At 67.9% G+C, this 25,292-nt stretch carries 41 protein-coding genes and 1 tRNA gene; 5 read left to right on the top strand and 37 right to left on the bottom strand.

The window, feature by feature from the left end:
* Nucleotides 1–87: 87 nt before the first annotated feature.
* The 5 genes from WFI00_RS16270 to WFI00_RS16290 are packed head-to-tail and all read right to left on the bottom strand — an operon-like array spanning nt 88 to nt 5,528.
* Nucleotides 88–1,803 (bottom strand): phage minor capsid protein, encoded by a 1,716-nt coding sequence (locus WFI00_RS16270; RefSeq protein ID WP_336633658.1) that lies wholly within the window; start codon nt 1,801–1,803, stop codon nt 88–90.
* 12 nt (nt 1,804–1,815) lie between these two features.
* Entirely contained in the window at nt 1,816–2,064 is a 249-nt protein-coding gene (locus tag WFI00_RS16275; protein ID WP_336633641.1) for an Acb2/Tad1 domain-containing protein, read from the bottom strand.
* 12 nt (nt 2,065–2,076) lie between these two features.
* A complete protein-coding gene (locus WFI00_RS16280; protein ID WP_336633640.1) occupies nt 2,077–3,714 on the bottom strand; it encodes a phage portal protein in 1,638 nt (545 codons plus the stop codon).
* A gap of 16 nt (nt 3,715–3,730) precedes the next feature.
* Complete coding sequence (locus WFI00_RS16285; protein WP_336633639.1) at nt 3,731–5,032, bottom strand: PBSX family phage terminase large subunit; 1,302 nt, start codon at nt 5,030–5,032, stop codon at nt 3,731–3,733.
* Nucleotides 5,025–5,528 carry a terminase gpP N-terminus-related DNA-binding protein gene (locus WFI00_RS16290; protein ID WP_336633638.1) on the bottom strand — a complete coding sequence of 168 codons (504 nt, stop codon included), beginning with the start codon at nt 5,526–5,528 and terminating at the stop codon, nt 5,025–5,027. The genes WFI00_RS16285 and WFI00_RS16290 overlap by 8 nt, the downstream gene beginning before the upstream one ends.
* Before the next feature lie 120 nt (nt 5,529–5,648).
* Between WFI00_RS16290 and WFI00_RS16295 the strand changes: the two genes are divergently transcribed.
* Nucleotides 5,649–5,864: a hypothetical protein gene (locus WFI00_RS16295; protein WP_336633637.1), complete on the top strand. Its 216-nt coding sequence runs from the start codon at nt 5,649–5,651 to the stop codon at nt 5,862–5,864.
* A 127-nt stretch (nt 5,865–5,991) separates the two neighbouring features.
* Here the strand turns inward: WFI00_RS16295 and WFI00_RS16300 are convergent, their stop codons facing one another.
* The 32 genes from WFI00_RS16300 to WFI00_RS16455 form a co-directional block, all read right to left on the bottom strand.
* Nucleotides 5,992–6,186, bottom strand: a complete 195-nt coding sequence (locus WFI00_RS16300; protein ID WP_336633636.1) for a helix-turn-helix domain-containing protein — start codon at nt 6,184–6,186, stop codon at nt 5,992–5,994.
* Nucleotides 6,179–6,520: a hypothetical protein gene (locus WFI00_RS16305; protein ID WP_336633635.1), complete on the bottom strand. Its 342-nt coding sequence runs from the start codon at nt 6,518–6,520 to the stop codon at nt 6,179–6,181. Before WFI00_RS16305 ends, WFI00_RS16300 begins: the two co-directional genes overlap by 8 nt.
* A complete protein-coding gene (locus WFI00_RS16310) occupies nt 6,520–6,768 on the bottom strand; it encodes a hypothetical protein (RefSeq protein ID WP_336633634.1) in 249 nt (82 codons plus the stop codon). The genes WFI00_RS16305 and WFI00_RS16310 overlap by 1 nt, the downstream gene beginning before the upstream one ends.
* Nucleotides 6,769–6,891: 123 nt before the next feature.
* On the bottom strand, nt 6,892–7,209 hold the full coding sequence (locus WFI00_RS16315; protein WP_336633633.1) for a hypothetical protein: 318 nt from the start codon (nt 7,207–7,209) through the stop codon (nt 6,892–6,894).
* 36 nt (nt 7,210–7,245) lie between these two features.
* Nucleotides 7,246–8,037, bottom strand: a complete 792-nt coding sequence (locus tag WFI00_RS16320; RefSeq protein WP_336633632.1) for a hypothetical protein — start codon at nt 8,035–8,037, stop codon at nt 7,246–7,248.
* The gene (locus WFI00_RS16325; RefSeq protein ID WP_336633631.1) at nt 8,034–8,336 is read right to left on the bottom strand and encodes a hypothetical protein; all 303 of its coding nucleotides are present in this window, start codon (nt 8,334–8,336) and stop codon (nt 8,034–8,036) included. The genes WFI00_RS16320 and WFI00_RS16325 overlap by 4 nt, the downstream gene beginning before the upstream one ends.
* Nucleotides 8,330–8,533 (bottom strand): hypothetical protein, encoded by a 204-nt coding sequence (locus WFI00_RS16330; protein WP_336633630.1) that lies wholly within the window; start codon nt 8,531–8,533, stop codon nt 8,330–8,332. The genes WFI00_RS16325 and WFI00_RS16330 overlap by 7 nt, the downstream gene beginning before the upstream one ends.
* A complete protein-coding gene (locus WFI00_RS16335; RefSeq protein WP_336633629.1) occupies nt 8,530–8,910 on the bottom strand; it encodes a hypothetical protein in 381 nt (126 codons plus the stop codon). Before WFI00_RS16335 ends, WFI00_RS16330 begins: the two co-directional genes overlap by 4 nt.
* Before the next feature lie 10 nt (nt 8,911–8,920).
* Nucleotides 8,921–9,412 carry a single-stranded DNA-binding protein gene (locus WFI00_RS16340; protein WP_336633628.1) on the bottom strand — a complete coding sequence of 164 codons (492 nt, stop codon included), beginning with the start codon at nt 9,410–9,412 and terminating at the stop codon, nt 8,921–8,923.
* Nucleotides 9,409–9,888: a hypothetical protein gene (locus WFI00_RS16345; protein ID WP_336633627.1), complete on the bottom strand. Its 480-nt coding sequence runs from the start codon at nt 9,886–9,888 to the stop codon at nt 9,409–9,411. Before WFI00_RS16345 ends, WFI00_RS16340 begins: the two co-directional genes overlap by 4 nt.
* The gene (locus WFI00_RS16350) at nt 9,885–10,199 is read right to left on the bottom strand and encodes a hypothetical protein (protein WP_336633683.1); all 315 of its coding nucleotides are present in this window, start codon (nt 10,197–10,199) and stop codon (nt 9,885–9,887) included. The genes WFI00_RS16345 and WFI00_RS16350 overlap by 4 nt, the downstream gene beginning before the upstream one ends.
* Nucleotides 10,196–10,804, bottom strand: a complete 609-nt coding sequence (locus tag WFI00_RS16355) for a hypothetical protein (protein ID WP_336642378.1) — start codon at nt 10,802–10,804, stop codon at nt 10,196–10,198. The genes WFI00_RS16350 and WFI00_RS16355 overlap by 4 nt, the downstream gene beginning before the upstream one ends.
* Nucleotides 10,801–11,079: an HNH endonuclease signature motif containing protein gene (locus WFI00_RS16360; RefSeq protein WP_336633674.1), complete on the bottom strand. Its 279-nt coding sequence runs from the start codon at nt 11,077–11,079 to the stop codon at nt 10,801–10,803. Before WFI00_RS16360 ends, WFI00_RS16355 begins: the two co-directional genes overlap by 4 nt.
* Before the next feature lie 253 nt (nt 11,080–11,332).
* Nucleotides 11,333–13,150: a DNA cytosine methyltransferase gene (locus WFI00_RS16365; RefSeq protein WP_336642379.1), complete on the bottom strand. Its 1,818-nt coding sequence runs from the start codon at nt 13,148–13,150 to the stop codon at nt 11,333–11,335.
* Nucleotides 13,150–13,284 carry a hypothetical protein gene (locus WFI00_RS16370; protein WP_336633567.1) on the bottom strand — a complete coding sequence of 45 codons (135 nt, stop codon included), beginning with the start codon at nt 13,282–13,284 and terminating at the stop codon, nt 13,150–13,152. The genes WFI00_RS16365 and WFI00_RS16370 overlap by 1 nt, the downstream gene beginning before the upstream one ends.
* Nucleotides 13,281–15,917: a DNA methyltransferase gene (locus tag WFI00_RS16375; protein ID WP_336633568.1), complete on the bottom strand. Its 2,637-nt coding sequence runs from the start codon at nt 15,915–15,917 to the stop codon at nt 13,281–13,283. Before WFI00_RS16375 ends, WFI00_RS16370 begins: the two co-directional genes overlap by 4 nt.
* The gene (locus WFI00_RS16380) at nt 15,914–16,210 is read right to left on the bottom strand and encodes a hypothetical protein (RefSeq protein WP_336633569.1); all 297 of its coding nucleotides are present in this window, start codon (nt 16,208–16,210) and stop codon (nt 15,914–15,916) included. Before WFI00_RS16380 ends, WFI00_RS16375 begins: the two co-directional genes overlap by 4 nt.
* Complete coding sequence (locus tag WFI00_RS16385) at nt 16,207–16,659, bottom strand: RusA family crossover junction endodeoxyribonuclease (RefSeq protein ID WP_336633570.1); 453 nt, start codon at nt 16,657–16,659, stop codon at nt 16,207–16,209. The genes WFI00_RS16380 and WFI00_RS16385 overlap by 4 nt, the downstream gene beginning before the upstream one ends.
* A gap of 89 nt (nt 16,660–16,748) precedes the next feature.
* Nucleotides 16,749–17,324 (bottom strand): hypothetical protein, encoded by a 576-nt coding sequence (locus WFI00_RS16390; RefSeq protein ID WP_336633571.1) that lies wholly within the window; start codon nt 17,322–17,324, stop codon nt 16,749–16,751.
* Nucleotides 17,321–17,719, bottom strand: a complete 399-nt coding sequence (locus tag WFI00_RS16395) for a hypothetical protein (RefSeq protein ID WP_336633572.1) — start codon at nt 17,717–17,719, stop codon at nt 17,321–17,323. Before WFI00_RS16395 ends, WFI00_RS16390 begins: the two co-directional genes overlap by 4 nt.
* Nucleotides 17,716–18,672: a recombinase RecT gene (locus tag WFI00_RS16400; RefSeq protein WP_336633573.1), complete on the bottom strand. Its 957-nt coding sequence runs from the start codon at nt 18,670–18,672 to the stop codon at nt 17,716–17,718. The genes WFI00_RS16395 and WFI00_RS16400 overlap by 4 nt, the downstream gene beginning before the upstream one ends.
* Nucleotides 18,672–19,301 (bottom strand): hypothetical protein, encoded by a 630-nt coding sequence (locus tag WFI00_RS16405; RefSeq protein WP_336633574.1) that lies wholly within the window; start codon nt 19,299–19,301, stop codon nt 18,672–18,674. Before WFI00_RS16405 ends, WFI00_RS16400 begins: the two co-directional genes overlap by 1 nt.
* Nucleotides 19,289–19,528, bottom strand: a complete 240-nt coding sequence (locus tag WFI00_RS16410; RefSeq protein ID WP_336633575.1) for a hypothetical protein — start codon at nt 19,526–19,528, stop codon at nt 19,289–19,291. The genes WFI00_RS16405 and WFI00_RS16410 overlap by 13 nt, the downstream gene beginning before the upstream one ends.
* An 11-nt stretch (nt 19,529–19,539) precedes the next feature.
* Nucleotides 19,540–19,812 (bottom strand): hypothetical protein, encoded by a 273-nt coding sequence (locus WFI00_RS16415; protein WP_336633576.1) that lies wholly within the window; start codon nt 19,810–19,812, stop codon nt 19,540–19,542.
* Complete coding sequence (locus tag WFI00_RS16420; protein ID WP_336633577.1) at nt 19,809–20,234, bottom strand: hypothetical protein; 426 nt, start codon at nt 20,232–20,234, stop codon at nt 19,809–19,811. Before WFI00_RS16420 ends, WFI00_RS16415 begins: the two co-directional genes overlap by 4 nt.
* Nucleotides 20,231–21,475, bottom strand: a complete 1,245-nt coding sequence (locus tag WFI00_RS16425; protein ID WP_336642380.1) for an ATP-binding protein — start codon at nt 21,473–21,475, stop codon at nt 20,231–20,233. Before WFI00_RS16425 ends, WFI00_RS16420 begins: the two co-directional genes overlap by 4 nt.
* Complete coding sequence (locus WFI00_RS16430) at nt 21,472–21,666, bottom strand: hypothetical protein (protein ID WP_336631408.1); 195 nt, start codon at nt 21,664–21,666, stop codon at nt 21,472–21,474. Before WFI00_RS16430 ends, WFI00_RS16425 begins: the two co-directional genes overlap by 4 nt.
* Nucleotides 21,663–21,824: a hypothetical protein gene (locus WFI00_RS16435; RefSeq protein ID WP_336631409.1), complete on the bottom strand. Its 162-nt coding sequence runs from the start codon at nt 21,822–21,824 to the stop codon at nt 21,663–21,665. Before WFI00_RS16435 ends, WFI00_RS16430 begins: the two co-directional genes overlap by 4 nt.
* Nucleotides 21,821–22,183, bottom strand: coding sequence for a hypothetical protein (locus WFI00_RS16440; protein WP_336631410.1), 363 nt, complete (start codon nt 22,181–22,183; stop codon nt 21,821–21,823). Before WFI00_RS16440 ends, WFI00_RS16435 begins: the two co-directional genes overlap by 4 nt.
* Nucleotides 22,180–22,458, bottom strand: a complete 279-nt coding sequence (locus WFI00_RS16445; protein WP_336631411.1) for a hypothetical protein — start codon at nt 22,456–22,458, stop codon at nt 22,180–22,182. The genes WFI00_RS16440 and WFI00_RS16445 overlap by 4 nt, the downstream gene beginning before the upstream one ends.
* 58 nt (nt 22,459–22,516) lie before the next feature.
* Nucleotides 22,517–22,726: a helix-turn-helix transcriptional regulator gene (locus WFI00_RS16450; protein WP_336631412.1), complete on the bottom strand. Its 210-nt coding sequence runs from the start codon at nt 22,724–22,726 to the stop codon at nt 22,517–22,519.
* Nucleotides 22,726–22,968, bottom strand: coding sequence for a helix-turn-helix domain-containing protein (locus WFI00_RS16455; protein ID WP_336631413.1), 243 nt, complete (start codon nt 22,966–22,968; stop codon nt 22,726–22,728). Before WFI00_RS16455 ends, WFI00_RS16450 begins: the two co-directional genes overlap by 1 nt.
* Nucleotides 22,969–23,040: 72 nt before the next feature.
* On the opposite strand from WFI00_RS16455, the gene WFI00_RS16460 reads away from it, so the two are divergent.
* From WFI00_RS16460 to WFI00_RS16475, 4 genes are all read left to right on the top strand, one after another.
* The gene (locus tag WFI00_RS16460) at nt 23,041–23,415 is read left to right on the top strand and encodes a helix-turn-helix domain-containing protein (RefSeq protein ID WP_336631414.1); all 375 of its coding nucleotides are present in this window, start codon (nt 23,041–23,043) and stop codon (nt 23,413–23,415) included.
* Nucleotides 23,415–23,861 (top strand): ImmA/IrrE family metallo-endopeptidase, encoded by a 447-nt coding sequence (locus WFI00_RS16465; protein WP_336631415.1) that lies wholly within the window; start codon nt 23,415–23,417, stop codon nt 23,859–23,861. The genes WFI00_RS16460 and WFI00_RS16465 overlap by 1 nt, the downstream gene beginning before the upstream one ends.
* Nucleotides 23,862–23,994: 133 nt before the next feature.
* Nucleotides 23,995–25,215 carry a tyrosine-type recombinase/integrase gene (locus tag WFI00_RS16470; protein ID WP_336631416.1) on the top strand — a complete coding sequence of 407 codons (1,221 nt, stop codon included), beginning with the start codon at nt 23,995–23,997 and terminating at the stop codon, nt 25,213–25,215.
* Nucleotides 25,206–25,291, top strand: a tRNA-OTHER gene (locus tag WFI00_RS16475). Before WFI00_RS16470 ends, WFI00_RS16475 begins: the two co-directional genes overlap by 10 nt.
* The last annotated feature ends 1 nt before the right edge of the window (nt 25,292 follow it).

Here is a 25,292-nt window from a genome sequence, read left to right on the forward strand (position 1 = left end):
TATAGCGCGGTACACTGATGCGTGTAGAGGCCTCCCTCCGCCAGCCACCGCAGATAGTGGCCATGAGAAAGCGGGGGCGTCGGGCCTCTACTTTTTTGTGTGAAGCGGAACCTGTCGCAGGTCCGCGCCGCTTGACGCGAGTATCCAGAGCGCACGAATCCGGCGATCTGTGTTGTCGTTGTAGTGGGCGAGCTTCGCGGCGAACGCTTCATCGAAGGCGCGGTCGCCGAGATCCACGATGAAGTTCTCCTTGACGACCGCGTGGTTGTCGAAGGCGGTACGGACCGCCTTGCGGATCGCTTCGCGTGTGGTCGCCGGGTTCGGTCGCGACCCCGGCCGGGCAGGGTTCACCGACTTCAACTCGACCTCGATGCCGCCCTGGCTCGTCCAACGGAAGTCGTTCGTCGCACGACGAGTCACAATGTCGGGCGCGATCCAGTCGAGCGTGTCGCCGCGCGCTTCCATGCGTCGGAAGAACGTAGCCTCGTGGGGTTTCATCGACGACGGCAACGCTCGCAGGGGCGTCGGAGGTGTCCGCGGCTGTGGGGGACGTTGGCCTGCTGCCCCGCCACGGCCGTCTGCGAAGCGCAGCTGCTCACGGTACGACTGGCGCTTGCGGCCCGTGTCGCGGGTGAAGTCCCGCATCGCTGCCTGAGCGTCCCGAACCTCGCGTGCGGCCTTCCGGCGGTCCGTGTCGGTCATCGCCGACGCCTCACGTCGCTTCGCCGCCCGAATGTCGCGTTCCAGTTCCCGCTGCTTCTGCCGTTCCTTGTCGGCCGCTTCGTCGTACTGGAACCCGGCCTGCGGGATCGCGAGACCAGCGAAGTAGCTGACGACACGGCACCGGTCGTTCGGGTGCCCCCAGCCGGCGGCGCGCGCCTGATCGACGGTGCCCTGCACCTCGACCGTGACCGTGCTGTCCTTCGTCGCGTGGGGGAGGGTGACCGTGCCCGTCGTGCCATCCGTGGACAGGATCTTCCCGATCCACGGGGCGCACTTCCGGCACGCGTCCGCGCCGCCCGTGATGGTGACGAGGTTGATACCCGACTGCTGCATCCGCCAGATCCCGGCATCGTTGAACGCGCGCGCAACGGACGTGCGGCCAGCCATCTCCGAGTACGCGCCGACCGTCCACGTCCGGCCGCTGCGGTCCACGAACGCGGGGATGCCGTCGGCGAGGAACCGCTGCACCGTCGCCGCCTGCTGCGCTCGCGACGTCGTCACACCCAGAAGCGTCTGCGGTGAGTACATCGCCACGACCCGCTGGTACGCGTCCTGCGGGTAGCGAGTGATTCGCTGATTCAGGACCTCGAGGCGGGACTGCAGGGACACGGCGACCATCGCGGACGCCTGCGACGCGGTCGCGCCCAGCACGCTCGGCACGGCGACCCCAGGGAGAGGGATCACGTTCGGCGCGTGCTGTGCAGCGAACCCGAGATGCGCGGCGGCCGCCGCTTCACCCTCCGACGAGGCGATGTCGATGATCCGCTGCGCGAGACCCGTCACCCGTAGGCGCTCGGACATCGCCGCGGCGATCGACTGCAACTCGCGGGCGGCCTTCGTGCGGTGCGCGGCGAGCTCAGCGAGGATCCGGTTCTGCCGGCGGCGCTCCGCGACCGTCAACCCCCGACCGGCGGGCGCCTCAGGCAGCTGAGCGGCGAGAGCGAAGTCCCGGGCCGCACGGACCGCGACCTCACGGATCAGTTCGTCCTCGACGTCACGGTAGATGCGTCCCAGTTCACCTGCGAGGTCCTCGATGATGTCGTCGAGGCTGCGCTCCGGGTCAGGGACGAACAGAGCCACGACGACCCCCGATCAGGCGCGGAAAATCGCCTTGCCCGCCCACATGAGCGCCTCTTCGAGGTGCGTGAGAGCGAGGGACTTCTCGCGCGAGTCCTCGATCGTGCCGTCGATGTGGTGGGCGAGGTTCGCGATCGCTCCACGCAGGTTCGACTGTGCGTGCAGCTGTTCTTCGGTGGGCTTGCCGTTCTGCGCGATCGCGAACCGAGCCTCGATTGCGTTCGTGGCATCGGCTCCGTCTCGGGGTGTCGTTCGCAGGGCCATGTCTTTGCCTCCTCAGGCGTCGTCGTTCTCTTCGTCGTCGTTGCCGGTGAAGGTCGTCGGGTCAGGCACAGCCTCCTCCTTGCGCTCCGCCTTGATCTCCTCGACCTCGGCCGCGATCTCGTCGTCATCCCAGTCGGGACGCTGCACACGCACACGCTCCTTGAGAGACGCGATGCCTTCCTGCAACGCCGCGATGCGGGTCAGCTTCTCCGGGTCAGCCTGCGAAACCGGCGGGAACACCACCGTGGGCGGCTCGTCCAGGTCACCGAGAGCGTCACCACCGAACACGCTGTGGTCAATCTCCAACGCGACCAGCGCCCACCGCGACAGAGCGGCACGCGCGTACAGGGCCTTCTTGTCGCGGGTGCGCTCTGAGTCGGACAGGTCCGCGTCGATCTCCGTCGCCGTGCGGGTCCCCGCGACCGTGTCCAGGCCGAGGTGCGCTTCCGAGTAGCCGAGCGTCGACGCGATCCGCCGAAGCAGCCCCTCGAACACCGCCAGGTGCTCCTCGACGCGGATGTCGAACTGCACCTGATCGACCAGGGAGCCACCATCGGCAGCCTTCCCGAGCGTCGCACCGATCGCGGTGAACACCTGCCGGTACGTGTCGAAGACCGCACCCTCGCCGGGCTTCCCGGTGAGGTCGAGAGCTTCCTCCGCGACGATCAGGCGGCCCTGACCGTTGTCGACGTCACGCATCAGCGACGACCACGTCTGATCGACCTTGTCGAGAAGATCCTGGATGCCGTCGAGGTCCGACCGGCCCAGGTGTGCGAGGGGGCCCAGCTTCCGCCAGTCGCGGACCGGGCGGGCGTTCGGCATGTACACGACCGCGAGCCGGTCAGACCCGGTCCCGATCGTCACATCGAACGGCAGCGCACCGGGGTTCGCGAGCGCAACCTGCAGGTCCGACTCGTTCCGCAGCTGCTCGTAGTGCTCCGTCTCCGGGCGGGACGAGATCGGCACCAGTGCACCGAGGTCCGTCTTCGTGCCCCGATACAGGGCGTACCGCACCATGCCGGGGTTGTGGGTCTCCGTCAGACGGAACACGTCGGTGCCGTCGCGGTACTCGGACCACAGCATCACCGACACGAGCCGGCCGTGCCGGAACGTGGGGATCGCGGCATCCGCCGCGTACGCCTTCGGGAACACGTGATCGGACACGGCAGGGTCCCACGCGACAGACAGATACGACCCGCCGAGCGCCGCCGCGAGCTCACCCCACAGCAGGAGTTCAGCGTGGGCTTCGTCGGTGCCGATCAGCGCGTCGAGGCGGTCCTGCGCCTGGTGACGCCACCGGACAGGCTTCCCCGCGGTGTCGGTCTCCTGCTCGGCGTCGTCAGGCTTGCGGAACACGACCTGCGGGGCCTCACCGAACAGCAGATCCGCGGACAGAGTGCACAGGTCCGCCGCGAGCGGCAGGTGCATCTTCATGCGCTGCTCGTCCGGGGCGGCAGGCTGACCCCACCACCACTTCGACAGGGTGCCGACGACACCGCCACGGAACGGGCGGCCGTTCACCGAATGCGTCGCCCCGGTCTTCCCGGAGTAGATCTCCGCGAGCGTCGCCGTGTCACCCGACCACCACGCATCCAGCTCACGGAAACGTGCCGCCGCGATATCGAACGGCTCAGGCGGGAACGTGGGCATGACGCTCCCTTCGGAGTTAGGCGGCGAGCTTGATGTAGCGGCGCCAGATGTTCTCGGTCGTGGTCAAGGCGTAACGGGCGGCATCGCAGGAGTGGTCCGCGACCTTCAGCGGCTTGTCCTCGCCCTTCTTGGTCGCTTCGGGATCCCAGGAGTAGCCGGGCATCTCACGGATCAGGCCCTTGCAGCGGTCCGCGATGATCAGCTTCTTCTCGGCGACGAGCGACGCCATCGTGCGGATGCCGTACAGCACGTCGTTGTCGGCGTCGGTGGAGGTCAGGCCGTGCACCTTCCGCAGCTCGACCTTGAACGAAGCCGCCGACGGGTCCACGACCACATGCCGGGGGACCAGGTGTGTCGACGTGGATGAGGGCAGGTGCCGGCCGTTGAGCCAGCGCATGAACTCGCGCGCCAGCTCCGCGTCGGTCAGCTTCTGCTCGTGCTGCTTCCCGTCGTGGCGGTACTCGTCGACGAGGAACAAGCGCGGCGTCGGCCGGCCGAGATGATCGGTCTCCGCGGACACGCCCAGGATGACGGCCGCGGTCGGGTTCGTGGTGCCGTAGTCAAGGCCGACGGAGATCAGCTCCCGCATCTCGGGCAGGTCTTCCCACGCGACGACGTTGCCGTTGCCGGTCTTCGGGTCGAACATGTCGTAGATCGCGCCCTCAGCCGCGACCCACTCGCCGAGAATGAACCGGCGATACCAGAGGCCCGTGTAGTTCGCTCGGAGGTTCGCTTTCACCTCTTCGGCGAGAGCGACGTTGTCGTCGAGGACGAAGTGCCACGACCGCCAGTTGGGCAGCTCGTCGAGCCGATCCAGGTAGTCCGTCTTCAACCAGTGGGCCGGGGAGTCCGGGTTCGTGGACCCGAACAGCTGCGCGCCCGGGGCGGTGAGACGCGACAGCATCATCTTGAACGCACCCTCGGGGATGACCGTGATCTCATCGACCAGGCACAGGGCGACGGTCATGCCTCGGATCTTGTCCTCAGCCTGCTTGTCGTTCGCGCCGATCACGTGAACCACACGGCCGAGGATCACCGCGGTCGGCGCGCCGAGCGTGTACTTCACGTGCGGGGCGATGTCGCCGAACAGTTCCGGGTCCATCATCGGCTCGAAGATGTTCCGGTAGATCGACTCGCGTGTGCGACCCAGGATCACGATGCGGCCCTGACGGGCATGCGGTACAGCGATCAGGAACCGCAGGATCTGCGCGATCGTCTTCGACGACCGGACCGCACCCTCCCACACGCACACCTGCACCGTCGACTCACGGATCGACAGCTCCTGCTTCGGGGAGATGTCAGCGAGCACGTCAGGCATCGCCGTCGCCCTCGATGAGACCGAACCGCTGCGCCAGACGACCCAGCATCGACTCCACCGGCGCCAGACCGGCAGCACCATACTCCGCCTCAACGACCTTCGTGGCCTTGTCGAACGCGATGCCCGCCGTCGTCACCGCGTTGCGGATCACCTCAACAGGCGGACGGTCCAGCGTGTGCTCGCTGTAGACGTTGTCCTTCCCGCCGAAGCTGTACACCAGGTACTCACCGTCGAGCGAGTCGAGCAGATCATGGGCCGCGACCTGAAGCTTCTTCGCCAGCAGCAGCCGAGACTCAGCGAGATCGATCGTGTGAGCCCGGACAGCCATCGCCGTCTGCGACCGGTCGAACGCGAGGCCCTCGTCCTTGGCCCACCGGGAGATCGTCGCGACACCGACACCGAGCTTCCGGGCGATCGCGTTGCAGCTGAAGCCCTCGTCGTACAGGGCGCGGGCTTCGTGACCGCGTTTCTCGCGGAATGTTCCTGTCGCGGCCATGGTGGTTCACCTCGATCGGGCGTCACCTGGACGCGGTCACGAACGGCAGGGGCCGATGTCGGGGGAGTGCGGGATGCTGGAGAGCTGGTTGGGGAGGTCCCGGCCACAGGAAGGAATCTCATGGCGGAGCGGCAGAAGACCGAGTCGGGGTCGGCGGACGAGGCGAAGGAGACGGCTCAGAAGGAACTCTTCGATCTCGTCACCGACGCGGCGAAGAGTCTGCGGACGAACGGCGTCGCCCTGTACAACCAGGTCAGCGCAATCCGGGGGCTCGCCAACGCTTATCGACTGCTCGACGGCGGCCCCCAGCCCGGTGAGGTCGGGTCGGGAAAGTAGTTTCGGGCGACGAAGCCCCGGTGATCCTCGTGTGAGGGCCGGGGCTTCGATCTGGGCGGACTGCTCCACCATCTACGATCCATCGTGACACGAATGACGCTTTTGACGATTTCGTGTGTGCGTGTCGTCATTCCCTGGGGCGTCCGCGGATGACGGTCTTCTCGACCCGGACGATCGCTTTCGACAGGACCTCGAGGATGCCGTCCGTGTTACGGCGGGTGGCGAGGCGGTCGCGTTCGATCCACCGGTAGATCTGTCGCTTGTCGCGGCCGACGAGGGCGGCGGCTTCCTTCACGGTGATCCACTCGCGCGGTTCAGGCATGATCAGACTCCCGTTCACCCGAACCGGGACAGATGTGCTGCTCGACCTCGCGATTCAGTGTCGACCAGCCGCAGGCCAGGCATCGGAACAACAGATCACCCGATTCGAGGGCGTTGAGGCGGCGGACCTCGTCTGCCTCCGCGATCGCTTCGACAAGCGCAGCTCCGTGTGTCTCGTGAGGGGACGCACAGCCGCTGATGAACTTGCCGTCCTCGTCGTATCGGGACCATTCCGCGACCCACTGCATCTCGGCAGGCCAACGCTCATCCTCGGGTATCCAAGAGTCGTCTTCCTCGAACTCTCGGCGACGCACCTTGGCCTTGAACGTCTGCATCACTCCGAACCTCCCGAATAGGCACCATGGCACCGGCAGTCCTCGCAGCACCCGCCCGCGCATTCGTCTTCGTCGGTGTCGCACCCTGGACACACCGCGTAGATGTGATGCTCTGACTCCGGGAGGCCGAAATATGTCGCGTCGGTGCCATCCTCCCTGTCTGTGCACTCATCGTCGTCGGGGTGGCCGGCGACGCCCTGGAAGTTGTGCCCAAGCGGATTCGGCTCCCAAGCGCGCTCATCGCTCATGACTCCCGTCCTTCCGATCCTGGGCGGGGTCCGTAGACCGCTTCATCCTACGGGTGCCAGTCGGCGTCCCGTTCATGCAGGATGAGGCCACTCACCCAGTCCACGCCGACCTCCGCGCCGTGCTCAGCCATCGGTCGCCTCCCGTCCGGCCGAACCGGTCGCCATCTCGGAGAGCACTGCGTCAGCGACGCCCAGAAGGTGTTCTCGGCACGTCGAGCAGTTGTTCTCGTAGTCGGCGTCGTCGGGCTCGGTTCCGCCGTAACGGCATCCGGAGTGATCCAGCCCCGCACCCATCTGCCACAGGCTGTGCGCGATGAGGTCACGGTCCAGGTCGTCCCAGTCGCCTTCGAGATCGTCAGCAGCGATCCCGATGTCGTTCTCGTCCCACCCGCTCGGGGCGTGGGTCAGCAGGGCGCTCTCGTAGGCGCGGCGGTCAGGCATCACGACTCCCGTTCTGTTGGTTGGGTGTCTCCGCGTTCACGCGGTCTTCCTCTCGTTCTCGGCTTCCCAGACCAGGCGGCCGTCGGTCTGCCAACGGGCCCGGTCCACGAACCCTTGGGCGTGCTGGTCGGCGTCCCACAACGCGGCCAGGCCCGCCTGCCCGCGGCCAAGGGCATGGCACCCGCAGGCGCAAGCGACACGGTCGCAGGCGGCATGGTCGTGGCCCTCGCACGTCGTAGACCCGAACCACCGGTCGGTGGCCTTCACACGGGTGATCTCCGTGCGGCACCACTCGCACTGCACGATCGTGTGGTGGCGTTTCTCGACCGTGATGTGCCCGCGGACGGTGACGAGCCCGCAGTGAGGGCACCGTTCCCGGACGATCATCGGCTTGTGCTCCTCGACCTGCAGGCGGATCGCCCGGGCGGCGTGGCGCATGAACTCGACGGCGGCGGCGGCGCCAGTCTCGGTCTCGACCCACCGGTTCAGGGTCCCCGTGCGTGATGCGAGGAGCCGTTCGCACGCGTCGATCGCGAGGAACTGGGGCGACAGGTTCGCCCACCCCTCCGGGACCGTCGACTTCCCGTCCGCCGCGACGAGCCGGCCACCATCCGCACCCTGCACGAGCGCTTTCCACTCCTGGTACGCCTGGTACAGGGTCCCGAGGCGGTTGAAGTGCCAGTCGCACAGGTGACCGTGGGACGCGAGCGTGGGAAGACATCCGGCGCAGGCTCCGACACCCTCACCACCGTTCGCGGGGTCGTCGGGGCACCGGACCGAGTGCTCCCCGAGGAGCGTGCACCCCGGTGCGACACACAGCAGAGTCATCGGAGGATGCACCCCCTGTGCGGCATCGCGTGCGTGCCGTGATCGCGACAGCACCGCTGGGAGTGATCATGCTCAGGCGAGATGTACCACGCCTCCTCGATCTCCCAGCTGACAACCTCGTGCACGGTGGCATCGGCCGGCGCCATAGTCGAACCCTCCAGCGCGTCCGGATCCATCCCAGAGTTCGCCATGTCGGCCCAGTCCTGCGCCGAGGTCGGGTTCTCTTCGTCGACGTCATCGACTGCCGTGAAGGGGACGCGGACAGTCACGTCGATGTACCCCTGGATCGTCTTCAGCATGAGCAGGCTCCGTTCAGTGCGATCTCGGTGAAGCAGTTCGGGCACGTCGGGCGCGGCGCGCGCTCCGGCTCGGGCTCCTTCGGGAAGCAGCCGACGTGCACGAGCTGGTCGTCGACGTAGCGGACGTGGTCGCCCGGGTGGATGCGGTTCCCACACTCCGCGGCGCACGTGCCGTCGTAGCGGGCGGCGAACGTCACGGCGTCACCTCCGATCCGGCGCGTGCACGCATCTGCTCGACGCGGTCCGGGTGCTCCGCGCGCCACTGCGCCCAGGAGTCGTCGGTGAGCATCCAGCTCTCCCACTCAGCCGTGTCCGGCTTCGGCGTGAAGGGCGGCTCCTCGTCACGACACCGCTCGCACTTCTGCGTCGCGCCGCCGTCCATGTGAAGGTGTCCCGAGCAGAACGACAGCCCGCATCCCGCCTCGCCACCGATGTCGCCGCAGCGGTAGCCGAGGCCGCGGTCGACCGCTTCGGCGCAGTCGGGGTGGTCGCAGACGGCGGGCACGCCATAGCCCGCCCACCGCTCGACGCCGAGGTCGCGCGCGGCGCGATCCTCGTAGACCTGATATCCCATTTCTCTCTCCTCAGAACGGGGTGTCGTCGCCGTACGACATCGGGGTCGGCGTCGGCCATGCGTCGGGGGTGGCGGTGCCGGGGGTGGACCAGGGCTCCTCGGCGGGCTGCGCGGGCCGGGCGCTCTGCGCGCTGTTGGACGCCGCGCGGGTAACCTGCGCGGTCGCGTACCGCAGCGACGGGCCGATCTCATCAACCTCCAGCTCGATCGCGGTGCGGTTCTGGCCCTCCCTGTCCTGGTAGGAGCGCTGGCGCAGGCGGCCGGTCGCGATGACCCGCATGCCCTTGGTCAGCGACCCCGCGACGTGCTCGGCGAACTCGCGCCACACCGACGCGCGGAGGAACAGCGCATCGCCGTCCTTCCACTCGTTCGACCGGCGGTCGAAGCTGCGCGGGGTGCTCGCGATGGTGAAGTTCGCCACCGGGAGCCCGCCCTGCGTCCATCTGAGTTCTGGATCCGCGGTCAGGTTCCCGACCACGGTCACTACGGTTTCGCCGGTCATGCTCTGCTCCTGTCTCGTTCGCAAGCGATGCACTTGCGAGTGGTCGTGTTCTTCTTGATCTGGACCCGGGTGTTCTCGGGCGTGTACTCGTGCCCTCGCGGGCAGTGCGTCTTCCGGGCGTTCGAGTTGTGCGAGCGGTTGACGTTCTCCGCGTTCGTGCTGCTTCGGTGGTGTGCCGGGTTGCAGCAGAGTCGATGGGGGCAGGGACCGGGCGGGCAGTCGGAGTCGTTGTGGCACGTATGGTCGACGTGCTGGCGTTCGTCAGCGAGATCGATGACGCCGGCAAGATGTGCAGCGAATCGGTGCGCGCTCACCGTGTGTGGGTATCCCGACGTGCGCGACGGGTGGAAGATGCCATAGCCCGTCTGCTTGTTCACGGCGGCCGTCCAAGGCCAGCACGCCTCAGGTCCACCGGATCGATCGACCTTCGACCAGAACGCGGCCACCTGCTCGGGGGGCCTGATCGCGGTCTTCATGCTGTCTTCCTCTCGTAGGGGTACTTCGACCGCACCTGGTTGGGCGGCAATTTCGTGGCTCTGCGCACGTCGCCGACGTACGCCTTCAGTTCCCCGGTGCGCTCCGCGATCGCGGCATCTGTGAGGCCCTCGCCCCACGCCTGCAAGATCGCCTGCTTCCGGGCCTGCGCCTGCAGCGTCTTCACGGCTGACGGGCGGATCCCGTCGCGGATGAACGCCTCGATCAGCAGCGGCACCTTCGTGTGGTTCTGTTCGGCCATGTTGAGGACCTGCGCCCAGACCTTGTCGGGGATGTTCAGCTCGACCCTCACGGCGTCACCGCCAGGGCGTTGTCGTCGATGAACTGCTGCACCTCGAACGGCGACAGCGACACCGACCTCGTCACGTACATCTGCGGGTTCCGCGGGTACGTGGGAGCCTTCGCGATCAGGTGCGCGCCGAGCTGCAACGCGGCGTCCGGGCCGATGGTGCGGCTTGCGTGCTTGCTGACGGAGTCGATCACCGACTGCAACGACGTGATCCCGGCTTGGCTGGCCGCGCGCTTCACCGCGGGCGTCACGTTCGCCGGTTCGTTCGGGCGAACGTTCGCCTTCCTGTTCGCCCGAACACGGCGCATGCGTTCGGCGGCGGCGCCCCGGTCGGCGAGGATCTGCTCGCGGGTGAACTGGAACTCGGCCCAGTCGTGGAACTCCCACCCGTCGGGGTGCTCGTGCCACATGCCCGCCTTCACGAGGCGGCCGGCGAGCTTCACGCCACCGGGCAGGGACTCCACGAACCAGCGTTCGACGACGCCGTCGGTGAGGTACGACATGCAGTGCGACCCGGCGAGGGTCCACAGGCCGATCGCGGCGAGCCCGGCGCGGCGTGGCTTCGGGTGAGCGTGGAGTTGGTCGTCGACGCGGAACCAGGCCATCATGCGCCGCCCCTCATGAGCAGCGTCGCCGTCGACGGTGCGATGACCCGCCACCACTCCCCATCCACGTCCGGGCCGTCGAAGTAGACCACCCAGCCGACACCGGTACGGAACCCCGGCCACACCTCGGGGCGCGCCCACCTGGGCACCGCGAACCCCTCCTGGACGGCCTGAGCGGGGTTCTTGCCCTTCCACAGGTGGCAGCCGGGGCACAGGCACTGCAGGTTGCAGACGACCGTGTTGCCGCTCTGTCGGTTCTGCCGGTGGTCACGCTGCACGACCCCCGCACGCCCACAACGGACGCACCGGCCGCCGTCACGGGACGTGGCCGCGGCGTACGCGCGTTTCTCGTCAGCGGGGGACGGTTTCGGCGTCTTCGGGCCGATCATCGTCTCGGCTCCTCTCGGTGACAGGTGCAGGTCTTCGGAGCAGCGCCGGAGTGTCCAAGCGGAGTCCAACAGCACGACCGCTTGCAGGGGCCGATGCCAGGGGCGCGTGTGACGGGCGATGCCACGAATGAACCTGCGCGCCTCACGCCGCCACCTCCAGGAGGAACTCGGCGACGGCATGCCCGAGGTCGCGCGCCGCTGGCGGGGTGACGGCGTTCCCGGCCTGCTTGACCTTGTCGCGCTTCGTGCCGAGCAGCAGGTAGTCCGCGGCGAAGCCCATGCCCAGCTGGATCTCGTGGGGTTCCAGCATCCGGAAGCCAGCGTCGTCGACGTCGAGGCTGATCGGTGCGCCCGGCTCGATGAGGGACTGGTGGCCCGCGGTGGTGAGTGCGCGCATCGGCTCGTGCACGGGCGTCGACATCTGTCCGGCGTCGCCGCGCGCGGTGTTGTTCCGCATGAGGAGGGCGTGGTGGTTGCCCTCGGCGCTGACCGTGTCGATCGGCTGATCGGTCGGCTTCGCGACACCGTGATTGCGAAGCGGAACCAGCAGCCCGTCAGCCTCACGGGTGGTCACGGCCGACATCGGCGCGTCGAGCGATGTCGCGGCGTCGCGCCAGGTTCCGCCCGCGGGCACCAGCAGCCCCGTCTCGTTCCGCGTCGACTGCGTGCGCAGCGGGTCCGCGGCCGATGCCGCCGACTTCCCTTCGCGGCCCTCGACCGGGATCAGCAGCGAGGCGTGCGTGCCGCCAGCGACGACCGACGGCAGGACCTCCGAGATCGGCTTCGAGCGGGACTCGTCCGCGCCCGAGACGAGGTTCACGATGAGCGCGTGGTTCGCACCGTCGGCGACGACCGTGTTCAACGGGTCGCTCACCGGCATGTTCCGGTCCCGCTCGCGGAACTGGGACAGGAACGGCGGCACGGCGACACCATGCTCCGACGTGCCGAGCTGCACCGGGAGCGGCGCTTCGACGTCCGACACGCGCAGGTAGCCCGAGCCGGTCGTGACGCCGTCGTATGTGTTCCCCGCGGCCTTCACGACCAGCGGTGACCAGTACCGTTCGATGCCGCGCCGGATCCGCTCCCGCGTCTTCTCCGCGAGCGGCTTCTCCCGGTCCCCGATCCGCTGTGCGGGGATCGACCAGTCGATGATCGACGACGCCGGCAGCCAGCCCGGCTCGATGATCTGCCAGCACGCCGGGCACCGGTACAGATACTGCGCACGGTAGCGGCCCCACTGCTCCGCCTTCTTGAACGCCTGCACCGCCTGCACCTGACCGTGTTCCGGGCAGAACGCCATCGGCCGTGTCCACTTCGCGACGTTCGGGCCGGGCGTCTTCTTCGACGCGAGATCCGCGCGCCACATCACGATGTACATGCGGTCGCGGGACTGCGGTGCGGGCAGGCCGCCGACCTGAGCGTGCATGCTGTTCAGCCACACGAACCGCATCCGGTAGCCGAGGGCTTCCATCGCCATCTGCCAGGCGGGGAACTGGTCCCACCGGTACGCGTCGACGACGTTCTCCAGGATGATCGCCATGTACCGGTGGTGCTCGGCGAAGCGAGGGATGTCCCACATCGTCGCGCGGGACCGGTTCGCGGCCTCGTCGGGCAGCGGGCGGGTGCCGTCGAGCTCGAAGAGAGCCTGATCCTGCATCCGCTGACGCTTCACGCCCTTCGCGATCGAATGGTTGGTGCACTCCGGCGAGCCCCACAGCACGTGAGTGCGTGGGAAGTAGCGGGGGTCGACCTGGGAGATATCGGCCTGCGCGTGATCGGTTTCGGGGTGGTTCGCCTGGTGCGACTTGATCGCCAGCTCCCAGTGGTTCGCCGCGATGACGACCTTGTAGCCCGCCTCGACGAGACCCGACGATGACCCGCCCGCGCCGCAGAAAAGGTCCGTGACGGTGAGACCGTTCCACGGCACCGACGGGCGCTTGTATCCGACTGCAGTCGCCATCAGACGTTCTCCGCCGTGATGAGGAGCCGGGAGCCGTCCCAGAAGGTGATGAGCAGGCGGTTCTCGCCGAGGCGATCCTGGTGCTTCACGTCGTACAGGGTCGAGACCTCGAGGAGTCGTTCGATCGGGTTCATGCTGCGGATCCTTCGAGGTCGAGGAGGTCGAAAAGGGTGGGCGTGTTCGCCTGGTTGTCGTGGCGGGTGAGGTAGACGATCGAGTCGGCCACGCTCACCGGGTTCAGTTCCGTCCCGAACCCCCTCCGGCCCTGACGGACCGCTTCGAGGACCGTGGACCCCAGTCCCGAGAACGGGTCGCCGACCAGCTCGCCGGGGTTGGAGTACATCCCGATGAGGCGGCGGGGGATGTCGAGGGGGAACGGGCAGATGTGCGCCTCCACCTCCCGGCGACGCTGGTCGCTGTTGAGGGTGTCGATGCGGAGCACGTCGGTCCACACGTCGTCCCGCCAGGAGCCGGGCACGAGGGATGCGAACGTGCCAGGGAGGGCGTTGCGCGCGGCGAGACGGTCAGCGAGGGCGACGTGCGCGTCGTAGTCGTACACGGTGCGCTCGGACTGCGCGGTGAACAGCTTCGAGCGGGTGCCGACGTCGAGTGCGGCGAGCTCGTCGCCGGTCAGGAGGCGGTCGCCGCCCGTGCGCCACTCGCCGGCCGCGTCGATCTGCCACTGGCCGACCGAGTAGTCCGCCTTCGACTTCTGCACCGGGAGGTCGGCGTAGCCGCGGGAGCGGTCCGTCTGCGGCTTGTGGAAGATCAGCACGTACTCCGGCGCGCCGACGCCCATCTTCGAGTGGTCCTTCAGCATCTCCGAGAACGACAGCCGGTAGGTCTGGTTGTTCTCGCGGACGACGTCGGTCGTGACCGTGATCATCCCGAAGTAGTCGAACCCGTGGCCGATGTAGTGCGCGATCGCCTCGGCATGGAGCGTGTCGAACGTGTAGACCCCGGCGCCCGTCCGCGAGCCGGGGACGGGGAAGTCCTTGACGTGCACGGCGAGGATTCGGCCTGGCATGAGCGCCCGGTACAGGCTGGGCGTGAGGTAGTCCATCTGCCACCAGAACTGGGCGTTGTCGTCGACGTGGCCGAAGTCGGCGTAGTTCGCGGAGTACTCGTACTTGCCCGAGAACGGGATCGACGTGACGATCAGGCCCATCGACTCCGCGGCGACGTGGTCACGCCACTCGGCGACCGCGTCGTTCAGGACGATGCTCCAGTCCCGGCCGAAGCGTTCCTCACGGTCCACGCCCATCGCGCGGGTGAGCGCGGCGGAGATCGCGGAGGCGTCGAGGCCGAACTCGCGGAGGATCTGCGACATCGTGTCGGTGAGGCCGTCGTCCTCCTGCCACTTCGTGAGCAGGTTGTCGCGGACGTCGCTCTCCGTCTCGCCGTAGATCAGGTGCACGCGGCAGGCATTGAGCTGCCCGAACCGGTGGATGCGATGGATGGCCTGCACGGTCTGCTCGTACTTGTGGGTCACGCCGACGAACACGGCCGTGGAGCACTGCTGCAGGTTCAGGCCCCGGCCGAGCATCATCGGCTTCCCGATGAGCGCGTACGTCTCGCCGTCGAGCCAGCGGCGCAGCTGCTCTTCGACCTCGGCGTCGGACTGCGCCCCGCGGATCGAGGAGTACGTGAGGCCTTCGGCGTCAAGCTGGCGTTCGAGCTCGTCCTGCTCGTCGTTGAGGTCGCACCAGAGGATGATCTGGTGCAGACCGTCGTCGGAGCCTGCGTGGTGGAGCGTGACGAGGTGCATCGCCCGGGCAATCCGGGCATTCTGCGTGTGCCGCTTCTCCCGCGCCGACTCGACCGCGGACTTCGCGCCCGACCGGACCAGGACACCCTGCCCGTCCTTCTCGACCTGATCGGACAGCAGCCCGACCTCGACCTCCTCCCACAGCACCTCGAGCGGCGGCAGGTCGTAGCCCGCGTCGTCGTGGCCGAGGTCGGACGGGCGCTGGATGAAGCACGCCCACGTGTTCAGCCACAGCATGAACTCGCGGACCTTGTGCGGGTGGATGCGGAGGTTCCCGGCCTTCGAGGAGTCGCGCTTGAAGAAGCGGGTCAGGGCCTGGCCGGTGTCCATGATGCCGAGGAACCCGGCGTAGTGGATCAGCTCCTTGTGGCGGTTCGGGGCGGGTGTCGCGGTCGCGACGAACCGGTACGGGACCTCCGCGAACAGGGGCAGGAACGTCTGGTAGGTGTCGGACCCGAACGAGCGCAGCACGGCCGCCTCATCGAGCGACGCGGCGACGAACAGGTCGACGTCGAGCTTCCGGTCGCGGATCGACTCGTAGTTGGTGACGTAGATGCCCGACCAGGTCGGGTCGATCTCGTCGGTGCGGCGCACGAACCGGACCTCCCGGTCGAGGAGGTTGCGGGCGTCGCGGATGATGTCGAACCGAACGCCGAGGGGCGCGACGATCAGCGCACGCCGGATCTCGCGGCCGAAGCCGTCGCGCGGGCCGCCGAGCGCCGGGCCGTGCTCCACGATCAGGCGGAGTACTTCGAGCTGCATGACCGACTTGCCGAGCCCGTAGCGGGCGAACATCGCGCGGCGGCCGCCCTTCACCGCCCACTTCACGATGTCGGCCTGGTGCGGCTTGAAGTGCTCGTGCCCGGGCCGCATGATCGGCGACAGCCACTCGTCGCGCACGTCGAAGCCGAACGAGCGATCGAACGCGACCTTCTCGGTCAGGAACTGCTCGTAGGTGAGCGTGCCGTCGTTGCCCGTGTTCAGGGTCAGGAGGCTCATGCGGCGTCCGCCTTCGCGATCCAGACGCGGCACGAGGTCCGCTTCCCGGGAGGCTTGATCGTCCCGGCGCACTCGACCAGTCCGTCGGCTTCCAGCTCGCGGCGTGCGGTGCGGACACGGGACGGGGAGAACTGGCCTCTGAGGTAGCCGGTGATCTCTTCGTCGGTGAGGGGCATGAGCGCGTCGTGGAGGATGTCGAGGACGGCGCGCTGCGATGCGGCGACGTTCGACTCGGCGGATGCCGCGGCGGCGTGGGAGGTTCCGGGGTCGGTGGTGCGGGCGCGGGCGGTCACGGCTGCACCTCGCGGACGGTGATCTCGGCGCGGGCGACTGTGCCGTAGCGCTTGCGGGTGTGGAGGTCGGTGACGCGGGAGTCGTCGGTGTAGACTCCGCCGGCGGTGAGGCCGTCGAGAACCGCGCGGACGAGCTTGTCGATGTCGGGGCGGACCGAGGGGAGCGGGCGGGCGCGTTCGGTGACGGAGATGGGTCTGGTGAACAGGAACGTGACCGTGACCTCCACGGGCCCCTCGATCGGTGCCCCGCCGGCCATCGCTTCGACGGCGGCCGCGGCGACGCTGTCACGCCAGGGGGCGGACTTCTTAGAGTCCTCGACGACGCGGGCGCGGTTGCCGACGACGAACGCGCGCTTGGAGCCCTGCGGGGCCGGGGTCCCGTGGACGACGAACGCGACACCGCGATCAGGTGTGGGGGATGCCGTATCCGGCATGATGGGGATGCTCATCTGTTCTGCTCCTGCCAGGGATGCGAATGTGTTGGGTGAAGGGGACCGTCCGGGCGCAATCCGGACGGTCCCCGGTCTTTTTTCGGGGCCTATGTCGCCTGGGCGATGGAGACCTCTGTTCTCTGGACAGCTCGCGCCAGCGATATGGTCGCGGCGAGCGTCAGCGGGACCGGGTCACGTCGCTTCGGCTTCGTGACCGCGCGAAGGCTCGAACCATGCGGGACCAGCAATCCCCAACTCGCGGGCAGGTCGTCGCGCACGATCGACTTGTCGGCGGCGACGAGCCAGAAGTAGTGGCAGTGACGTGCCCATGCTTCGGCCTTCGACGGGTCGGAAAGCTCGGTGAGCCAGTCCGACCGCGACACCTTCACCTCGAATCCGTGGACCGAGTAGCGTTCCCGCCAGTTCCGGCGCTCTCTCTCCGCCGGTGTCAGTTCGTGATGAGCGCATCCCCAGGTGTCGAGCACGATCGCATCCGCGATGCGCGCCGAGTCGTGTGATCCGCCGGGAGTAGTGGCGACCTTCTCAGCGATCACGAACTGTCGACCCACGTAGGGTCCGTTCTTGTACGTCCGCCCGTACCGGACGCGCAGCCGATCCAGCATCGTGCGCTCCGTCTCCCGCGTCGGCATCGGCTGAGGCGGAGATGCAAGCTCGAACGTCATCGGCCCACTCCTCCGACCTGGTAGGCGGTCGCCTGGACCTTGTTGAGGTTGAGGTAGCCGTAGAGCTTCGCGGTGAGGGCCTTCTGCAGCGCCTCCGCGGCGTGCAGAATCTCTTTCGCGTCGTCGAACGCGCGCTTCAGTTCGAGGGTCGCGAGGTCGGCTTCCTTCCTCGCCATGGACACCGTCGACTGCTTCGACATGAGCATCGCTTTCGCGTGCCCCTCGATGAACGCGCGCTCCGACGCGTACCGCTTCTCCCACAGGTCGCGGATCACCGGGACAGCGTGCTCGAGGCGGTCGCCGAGCTCGCGGATGATCAGTTCGAGCTCCACGGGCGACGCCGGGGTGAAGTCGATGACCTCATCGGTCGTCAGGTTCGCGACGTCTTGCATCACGCCTCACCCCGTTCGACTGCGGCATCAAACTCGGCCGCGACGGCGGCTTCGTAGTCCTGCTCGGAGGTGGGACCCGCCGGGGGCGTGACGTGGGGAGCGTCATCGGGGGCAGCGCCCCCGGCGGGAGTCTCGGTGTCGGCGACGATTTCGGCGTCGACGGTGTTCGCTTCGGTGGTGAGGACAGCGGCGCGGGCGCGGTAGGCGGCGCGGATCTTGTCGGTGCCTTGCCCGGACTCAGCGATTCGCTCACCGACGAGAGCAAGGGCCTCTTCCGAGTCGGCTGCGGCGATGAGCGCTTCCCAGTCCTCGGAAGGCTCCGCTGCCTCCGACGCGTTCGGGCGCAGCTCATCGTCGGTGTAGACGCCGGAGAGGTCCTGGGGGAACGCCTTCCGCATCGCGAGGGCCTCCGCGCACTTCGCGAGCTGACCCGGGCCGCGCTGCGCCCACATCGCGGTCAGGTCGCCGTTCCGCTTCGTCTGCGCGTACTCGTCCCACGTCGCGATACCGACGGCGGGCTTGTCGTCGTCCCAGTCGTGCCGGTACACCTTGATTCGCGCCGCGAGGGGGTAGTCGCCGTGCAGCTTCTTCACGAACACGTCGACCCACTCGCCGGCGTCGGTGAGCCACTCGGCGGGCGCCTGACCGGCGTACTGCTTCGAGCGTTCCGCGACGACACGGAACCCGTCGATGCCGGTCTGCGTCGACCATTCGAGACCATCCGAACCGAACCGGGCGATGCAGTAGATCTGACGGGCGAGGGGGTCCAGGCCCGTGCGGGCGCACGTGTGCTGGAACCGAGCGATCACGGCGCGGGGGGCGAGTTCCTTCTCGCCCTTCCGCTCACCGTAGGCGTGGGTGAATACGAGGCCAGCGGCTTCGATGACCGCGCGTTCCTCGTCGGTCCAGTCGGCGGCCGAGCTGGACGCGGGAAGGGTGGCTACTGCTTTCGACATCAGAACGGGACTCTCTGAGACTGGGCCGCCGTGAGGGCAGCGAGGACGGCGTGCGCTATCGGCACGATGAGGTTGGTAGCCGCGACGATCTCGGGGGAGTCGCGCCGGAAAGTGATCGACTGGACGGGGCGGCGCAGACGCCAGCCGACAGGGGAGTGCTCGTCGCGGACGACCTCACCCCACACCCACTCGGCATGCACCGCCTCGGGGATGCAGAACATCTGCCACGCCAGCTGCCGGACCTCGTACGGAGTCGGGCCGTCGACGACCTTGTTGTGCTTCGTCTTCGTCTCGACGATCGCGAACCCGTCACCGGTCGGCTTGGCGCCGTCGATCGTCGCGCCGAACCGGCGGTTGTCGGGGTGGTGGATGAACAGGTTGTTCGGGCGAGCTCCGACCGCGGCGAGCAGGGCGGGCTCCCAGTCGTTGCCCGATCGGGTCGTTTCGTTACCGGAGAACGTGCGAGGTTCGAGGAGCTGCCGGACGTACGTCTCCACGGACGACGGCTTCGCGAACTTCCCCGCCGTCGACGAGCCGATGACCTTGTCGTGCACGGCCAGCCACGAGTCACGGTCAGCGGAATCCGCGAGGGTGCGGTCCAGGACGGCGAGGGCGTTCACTTCGCCCACACCTTCGCGTCTTCGAGCCGGTCGAGGTCGTGCACGTGGACCTCAGCGAACCCCATCGAGATGCCAGGGAACGGGGACTCAAGCTCGTGCTTGACGACGTACGTCTCGCGGATCGCGCCGCACCGGCACTCCTCGAGCTTGTAGCAGTCGACGGTCTGCTCACCGTCCTCCACGTTGTGCCGGTGCGCTACCTCGTCCCAGGTGTGGCGGGAGATGTGCTCGTGCATCCAGCGGAGCATCACAGCCCCAGCCCCTCTCGGATCTCGGCGAACAGCCTGTCGACGCGAGCGTTCTCGACTTCCCGATCTGCGGGCTTGCCGTCTCTGCTCCCGCCGGTGCGCAGCGCGTTCGCATTCCAGGTCGCGACCGCGATCAGGTTGGCGGTGCGCTGCTGCTCCACGAGCGCGAGAGTCGCGTGGACCTGAGCGCGCGCGATGTCGAGCGCAGGGTCCAATGCCCTGCGAGCGAGGAGGCGCGATGCTTCGGCGGCGTGGTCGATACGGTCGCTCACGAGAGTGCCTCCGGGTGCTCCGCGGCCCAGTCAGGGTGCTGGCCCGCGATGTGCGCCTGCACGTTGTCGAAGTGTCGGCGGCATCCCGCGACCGGACACACGCCGTTCGCGATCCGATTCCGCAGACGCGTGACGTGCCCCTTGTACGCGCGCGCCGAACGCTCAGCCGCGAGACGCTGGTCACGCTCCCAACGCTGGCCGCCGCGCGAGATCTCCAACTGACGCGCCAGCTCCTCAGCGCGCTCCCGCTGCCGTGTCGCCTCGTTCTTGCGGAACACGAAGGTGTGTCCGAGAGGGCAGAAGATCGAGTTCTTGCTGCTCGCCTGGGCGTGGTCGTACAGCGCCTGCGGGACAGCGAGCTCGATACCGCACCAGCAGCGCGTGATCTTGAGCGTGCCCGTGTAGGTCAGGGTGGAGGTCATGCGAGTGCCCCGTCCTCGATCGTGAAGCCGATCTGCCGGGACTCATCCCGATCCCGCTCCACCAGGACCGTGTATCCGCGCTCGTCGGCGATCTCACGGATCGCGGCGAGGCTGTCGGCGTCCAGGAGGTCGCCGTCCTTCACGATGACCAGGCGGAGCTTCGGGTCGCCGGCTGTGGCGATCGCGAACGCGACGCGGCGGCGCATGGCCGAGTTGACCTGCGTAAACGGGACACCGTCGAAGGTGACGCCGTTCTCATCCACGGACAGACCGTCGACGGGGAACGTCGCCGCGGCGAGGCCTTCCCGCTTGCGCTTCTCGATCGCCTCGAGTTCGCGGTTCGCGGCGGCCTGCGCGGTCTCCGCGGCGGCGTACTCGTCTGCGACCTTCGCGTACTCACGTCTCGCGCGCACGGCCGCATTCGTCTCGTCGACGGCCGCGAGCTTCGCGCGCAGCGGCTCGAGATCGGCGCGCGGAGCGGCGGCGGCGCGCTCTGCCTCCTCGATCCTCTCGACCCAGACAGCCCGGTCCGCGCGCGCCTGAGTTATCTGCGCCTCCAAGCGCTCAATCGTGCGGTCGGTGTCGAGGACCTGACGTCCGAGTTCGGTGACGAGATCCTCGGCGCGGTCGATGCGGTGGTTGTGCTCCTGCACGGTCTCGATCTCGGCGAGGACCGCGGCGCCCGATACCTCCTCATCCGGCGCGTCCAGCGGGTTCGGCATTGCCGACAGGGCGCCCTGCAGACGCTTTACGTCACGGCCCGCGACGAGGCGCCGCTCCTCAGCGCCCGCCTTCTCTCGCGCCAACGCCTCCACGTCGAACGGAAGCTCGACCTTTGCGAGGAGCGCGTCGCGCTGCTTCCGCTCGTCGAGGTTCAGGAACGCGACCGGGTCGAAGATGAGACCCCCGGTCAGCTGCGCGACGACCTCGGCGGGCTTGGAGTACTTCGCGCCGTCCAGGGCGAACACCTCGAGGCGGCCGGCGTCGTTCTTCTTCCAGGTGCGGACGATCCGGACGCCGAGGTCGGTGTCGGTGAACTCGGCACGCGCCTCGTCCTCACCTTCCCGGATCGGCTTCGGGGTCAGGCGGGTGCCCTTCGGGTCGAACAGCTCCACGAACGCGTCGATGAAGCTCGACTTCCCGGCACCGTTCCCGCCAGCGATGACGACGAGGGAACCGGAGGGGGAGAGGGTGATCTCACGGACACCCTTGAAGTTCTCCACGGTGAACGTCTGGCTCACAGCGCCGCCTCCTTCTGAAGCATCGCGACGGCGGCCCGGTAGTCGCCAGCGGTGGTGCGGAGGGTCGCGCGGAGCTTGCGGTCGCCGGCGACCTTCGTTGCCGTGCGGTCCTCGACGGGCGTCGGGGTCTTGGCGGGCTTGGTGAACGGGATGCCCGCGCGCTTGCGGGCCTTCCGGGCGGCAGTGCTCATGGACGGTGATCCTTTTTGGACGGGGCCCCGACGATCGTCAGGGCGATGAATGCGGTGATGGCGGCCACGCCGAGGAGGGTGGCGCCGTTGTAGGAGGCGAGCGCGAACGGGACCATCCCGACCGCGACGACCAGGACGATGAGGCGGGCTGGCTTCATGCGACCCACGCCCGATCCGCGGCATCCCCGAGAGTGACCGGCTGGTCGCAGCAGACGGTGATCCCGTCGACCGCCTCCGCGGACGACGCGGTGCAGCCCGGGCAGTACCCGAACTGCCGGTGCCCCTCGCAGACCGCGCAGAGATCGACGCACCACGACCGGTGCTCGGCGATCTCGTCGGGGGTCAGGTCCTCCCACTCCGGCGTGGCGGACGGCCACCCGTCATGGCCGAGTGGACCATCGAACTCCGCCGACGACGGCACACCGCTCACGGCACGCGCGCTCACCGGCAGGAACGGCGGATTCGCGACATCCTCACCCGGGACCTCCACGGGCACGACGACAGGCAGGGCGCTCACGGCTCCAGCGCCTCTCCCGGCGCGACGATCCCGACCGGACGGTGAAGCTCCCGCACGTGACGGTTCTCCAACGCCCGCCGTGCGGCCCGGAACTCGACGAGTGCCGAGGCGAGACGTGCCTCACGGAACGCGTCGGCGTCCGCATCCTGGTCGGCGGACATGCCCGGGTCGTTTTTGATGCGGTCGATGGTGTCGTAGATGCACGCGAGCTGCACCGCCGCGAGGTCGTACTGCGTGAGGAGCGACTGATCCGCTACCGTTGATGTCTGAGCCACTTGCTTGGCTCCTTTCTGTGATTCGCCCCCGTGCCAGCGGGGGCGTTTCCGTTTCGGTCTAGGCGGATCGGCGGATCGGGATCACATTGGGCTCGGCGGACTGCGCATCGATCCAGGCCTCCACGACCTCGGGTTTCCATCGCAGGTACTTGCCGACCTTGAACGCGGTGGGGCCATAGGCCGGCCGAAGCGTGCGCCACCGATAGATCGTCTGGACAGCGACACCGAGCTTCTCGGCGACGTCTTCGACGGTGAGCAGCGCGGCCATTACGCCACCGCCGCGGCTTCGGCACTCGGATTCAGACCGAGCATGAGTCCGACGGCGTCAACGCCGAGAGCTTCGGCGGCACGGTCGATGTCATCGGTCGAGAAGGGCACCTTGCCCCCCATGCGGCGCGAGAGCCGGTGCGGTGTCATGCCCATCCGGTCGGCGAGCCACCGCTGCGACTTGTTCATCGACGCGAGGTGAAGCCGGATGCTCCGGGCTACCGAGTTCTGTGTTGCGGCCATGTCCTGAGTATGGCAAATGCCATATCAACGCGCAACCTCGACACGCCGTAGCGCATATGCCATACTCGGGCCATGGCAAATGACATGGCCCGTCGCCCGGTCCGCCCTCTCACCGAGCGAATCGCGCCCATCGTCAAGGCGTTCATGCGCAGCAACCACATCACGCAGGTCCAGCTGGCGTCTGAGCTGGAACGCGATCAGAGCTACGTGTCGGAACGGGTGACCGGAAAGCGCGCGTTCACCACTGACGAACTCGACGCCATCGCACTGCTCGCGGAATGGGAGCCGAGGCGCTTCATTCAGCACCTGGCCGACAGCCTCAATGACTCGGGATCGACCGGAGTGGTTACGCGAGGTCCCTGGCCCGTCGGTGGTGTAGACGATGCTCGAAGTGTCGCAAGCGACGTGGACGTTCGCGATCGCGGAGGGGACGACGGTCAAGGCTGATGGAACGAATCTGGGGAATGCTGGACGCGTTGGGGATCGCGGTCGAGTACACGGACCTGCCACGCGACCGCGACGGCGAGTACCTTCACGACCACGGCCTGATTCGGCTGCAGCGCGACATGCCGACTCGACTCCATCGCTCAGTGCTCGCTCACGAATGTGCTCACGCCGTCTTCGCCGACGTCCCGTCGATGTTCGGCCCAGTGAACCGCAAGCAGGAGCGCCGAGCGGACGAGTGGGCCGCGCTGCGACTTGTCAGCGTCGATGACTACAAGCGCGCCGAGGCGCTTCACCACGGTCGCGCCGACGCTATGGCCGTCGAGCTCAGCGTCACCCTCCGGCTCGTAGAGGCCTACCAGCGAGTGCTGCTCCGGGTCGGCGACACCGTCTACGTCGCGCCCCGTATGGGCGCCGGCCAGTACTCCCACATGGAGCAGATCGCATGAGTCCGTCGAAAATCTCGCACGTGTATCTCGTGACTGACTCTAGGAACGTAAGTAATAAGTCAGGGACTGGGACTGGGTCGTTGAACGAACCCCGCTCGTTCGACGTGCGTTCGGGCGAACAGGCGGCGAACTGATGGCGCGCCCGCCCCTGCCCATCGGCACGTGGGGTGCAATCCGACGGGTCGAGAAGAGCCCGAAGCTGTGGACCGCGTACGCGCGATTCCGGGACTACGACGGCGTCACCCGGCTCGTCGAGCGCCAGGGGTCGACCGGCCCCAAGGCAGAGACCGCGCTCAAACAGGCTCTCGTTGATCGCGCGAAGGTGCAGGGCGACGAGATCACCGCCGACACCCGCCTGAAGGCCGTCGCGGAACAGTGGTTCACCGATCAGATCGCGGGCGCGAAGGCGTACAACACCGAGCGGCGCTACCGCGAAGTCCTCGACCTGATGGTGCTGCCCGGGATGGGAATGCTCACCCTCCGCGAGATCACCGTCGCTCGGTGTGACCGGTTCCTGAAGCTCACGACGGAATCCCACGGCCCTGCCGCAGCGAAGCATGCCAAGACGGTCCTCTCGGGTGTGCTTGGGCTCGCGACGCGTCTCGGCGCTCTGCCGGCGAACCCGATCCGTGATGTCGCGACGATCCGCACAGAGAAGAAGGATGTGGCGGCGCTTACCCTCGGGGAGGTGCAGCAGATGCGGATCGACCTCTATGCCGACGAAGATGCTGTCGCGCGCGACATCCCGCACGGTGTTGACTTCATGCTCGGCACGAGCGCCCGCATCGGCGAGGCCATGGCGGTGCGATGGACGGACGTCGACCTGACGGCGACGGTGCCGACCGTCGCGATTCGCTCGACCGCGATCTTCGTGAAGGGGAGCGGGATGGTGATCCAGGACCACCCCAAGACCTCGTCGTCGCGCCGCGTGGTGCCGTTGCCGGCGTTCGTCGCCCGGATGCTCGCGGAGCGCGCCGCGGACGCGCGCCACGAAGAGCTGGTGTTCCCGTCAGCTCGAGGTCTCGTGCGCGACCCGAACAACTTCAGGAAGGGGTGGGATGCCTTCAAGCTGAGGACGGGCTACGAGTGGGTGCACCCGCACGTGTTCCGCAAGACGGCCGCCGCGCTCGTCGAAGACCCCGAGCTCGCCGCTGGGCTTCTCGGCCACGCTGACTCGAGGGTCACCAAGGCGCACTACCTCCCACGCACGACCCTCGCCCCCGACGTCCGAGACCGCCTGGATGCGATGGGGGATGAGCCATCGTCTACCCATCGGAATCAGCGGCAGGTCACGCCGATCACCGGCAGGGGAAGGAAACAACTGCGGCCCGAAAGCGCAGATCAAGCGGGATAAATGGAAGGCAAAGGAATGCACTGGAAGACACCGGCTGAGAATCGTGAGGTCGCGGGTTCAAGCCCCGCTCCCGCTAC

Source organism: Microbacterium sp. MMO-56, assembly GCF_037146215.1.
In the GTDB taxonomy this organism is placed as follows: Bacteria; Actinomycetota; Actinomycetes; order Actinomycetales; family Microbacteriaceae; genus Microbacterium.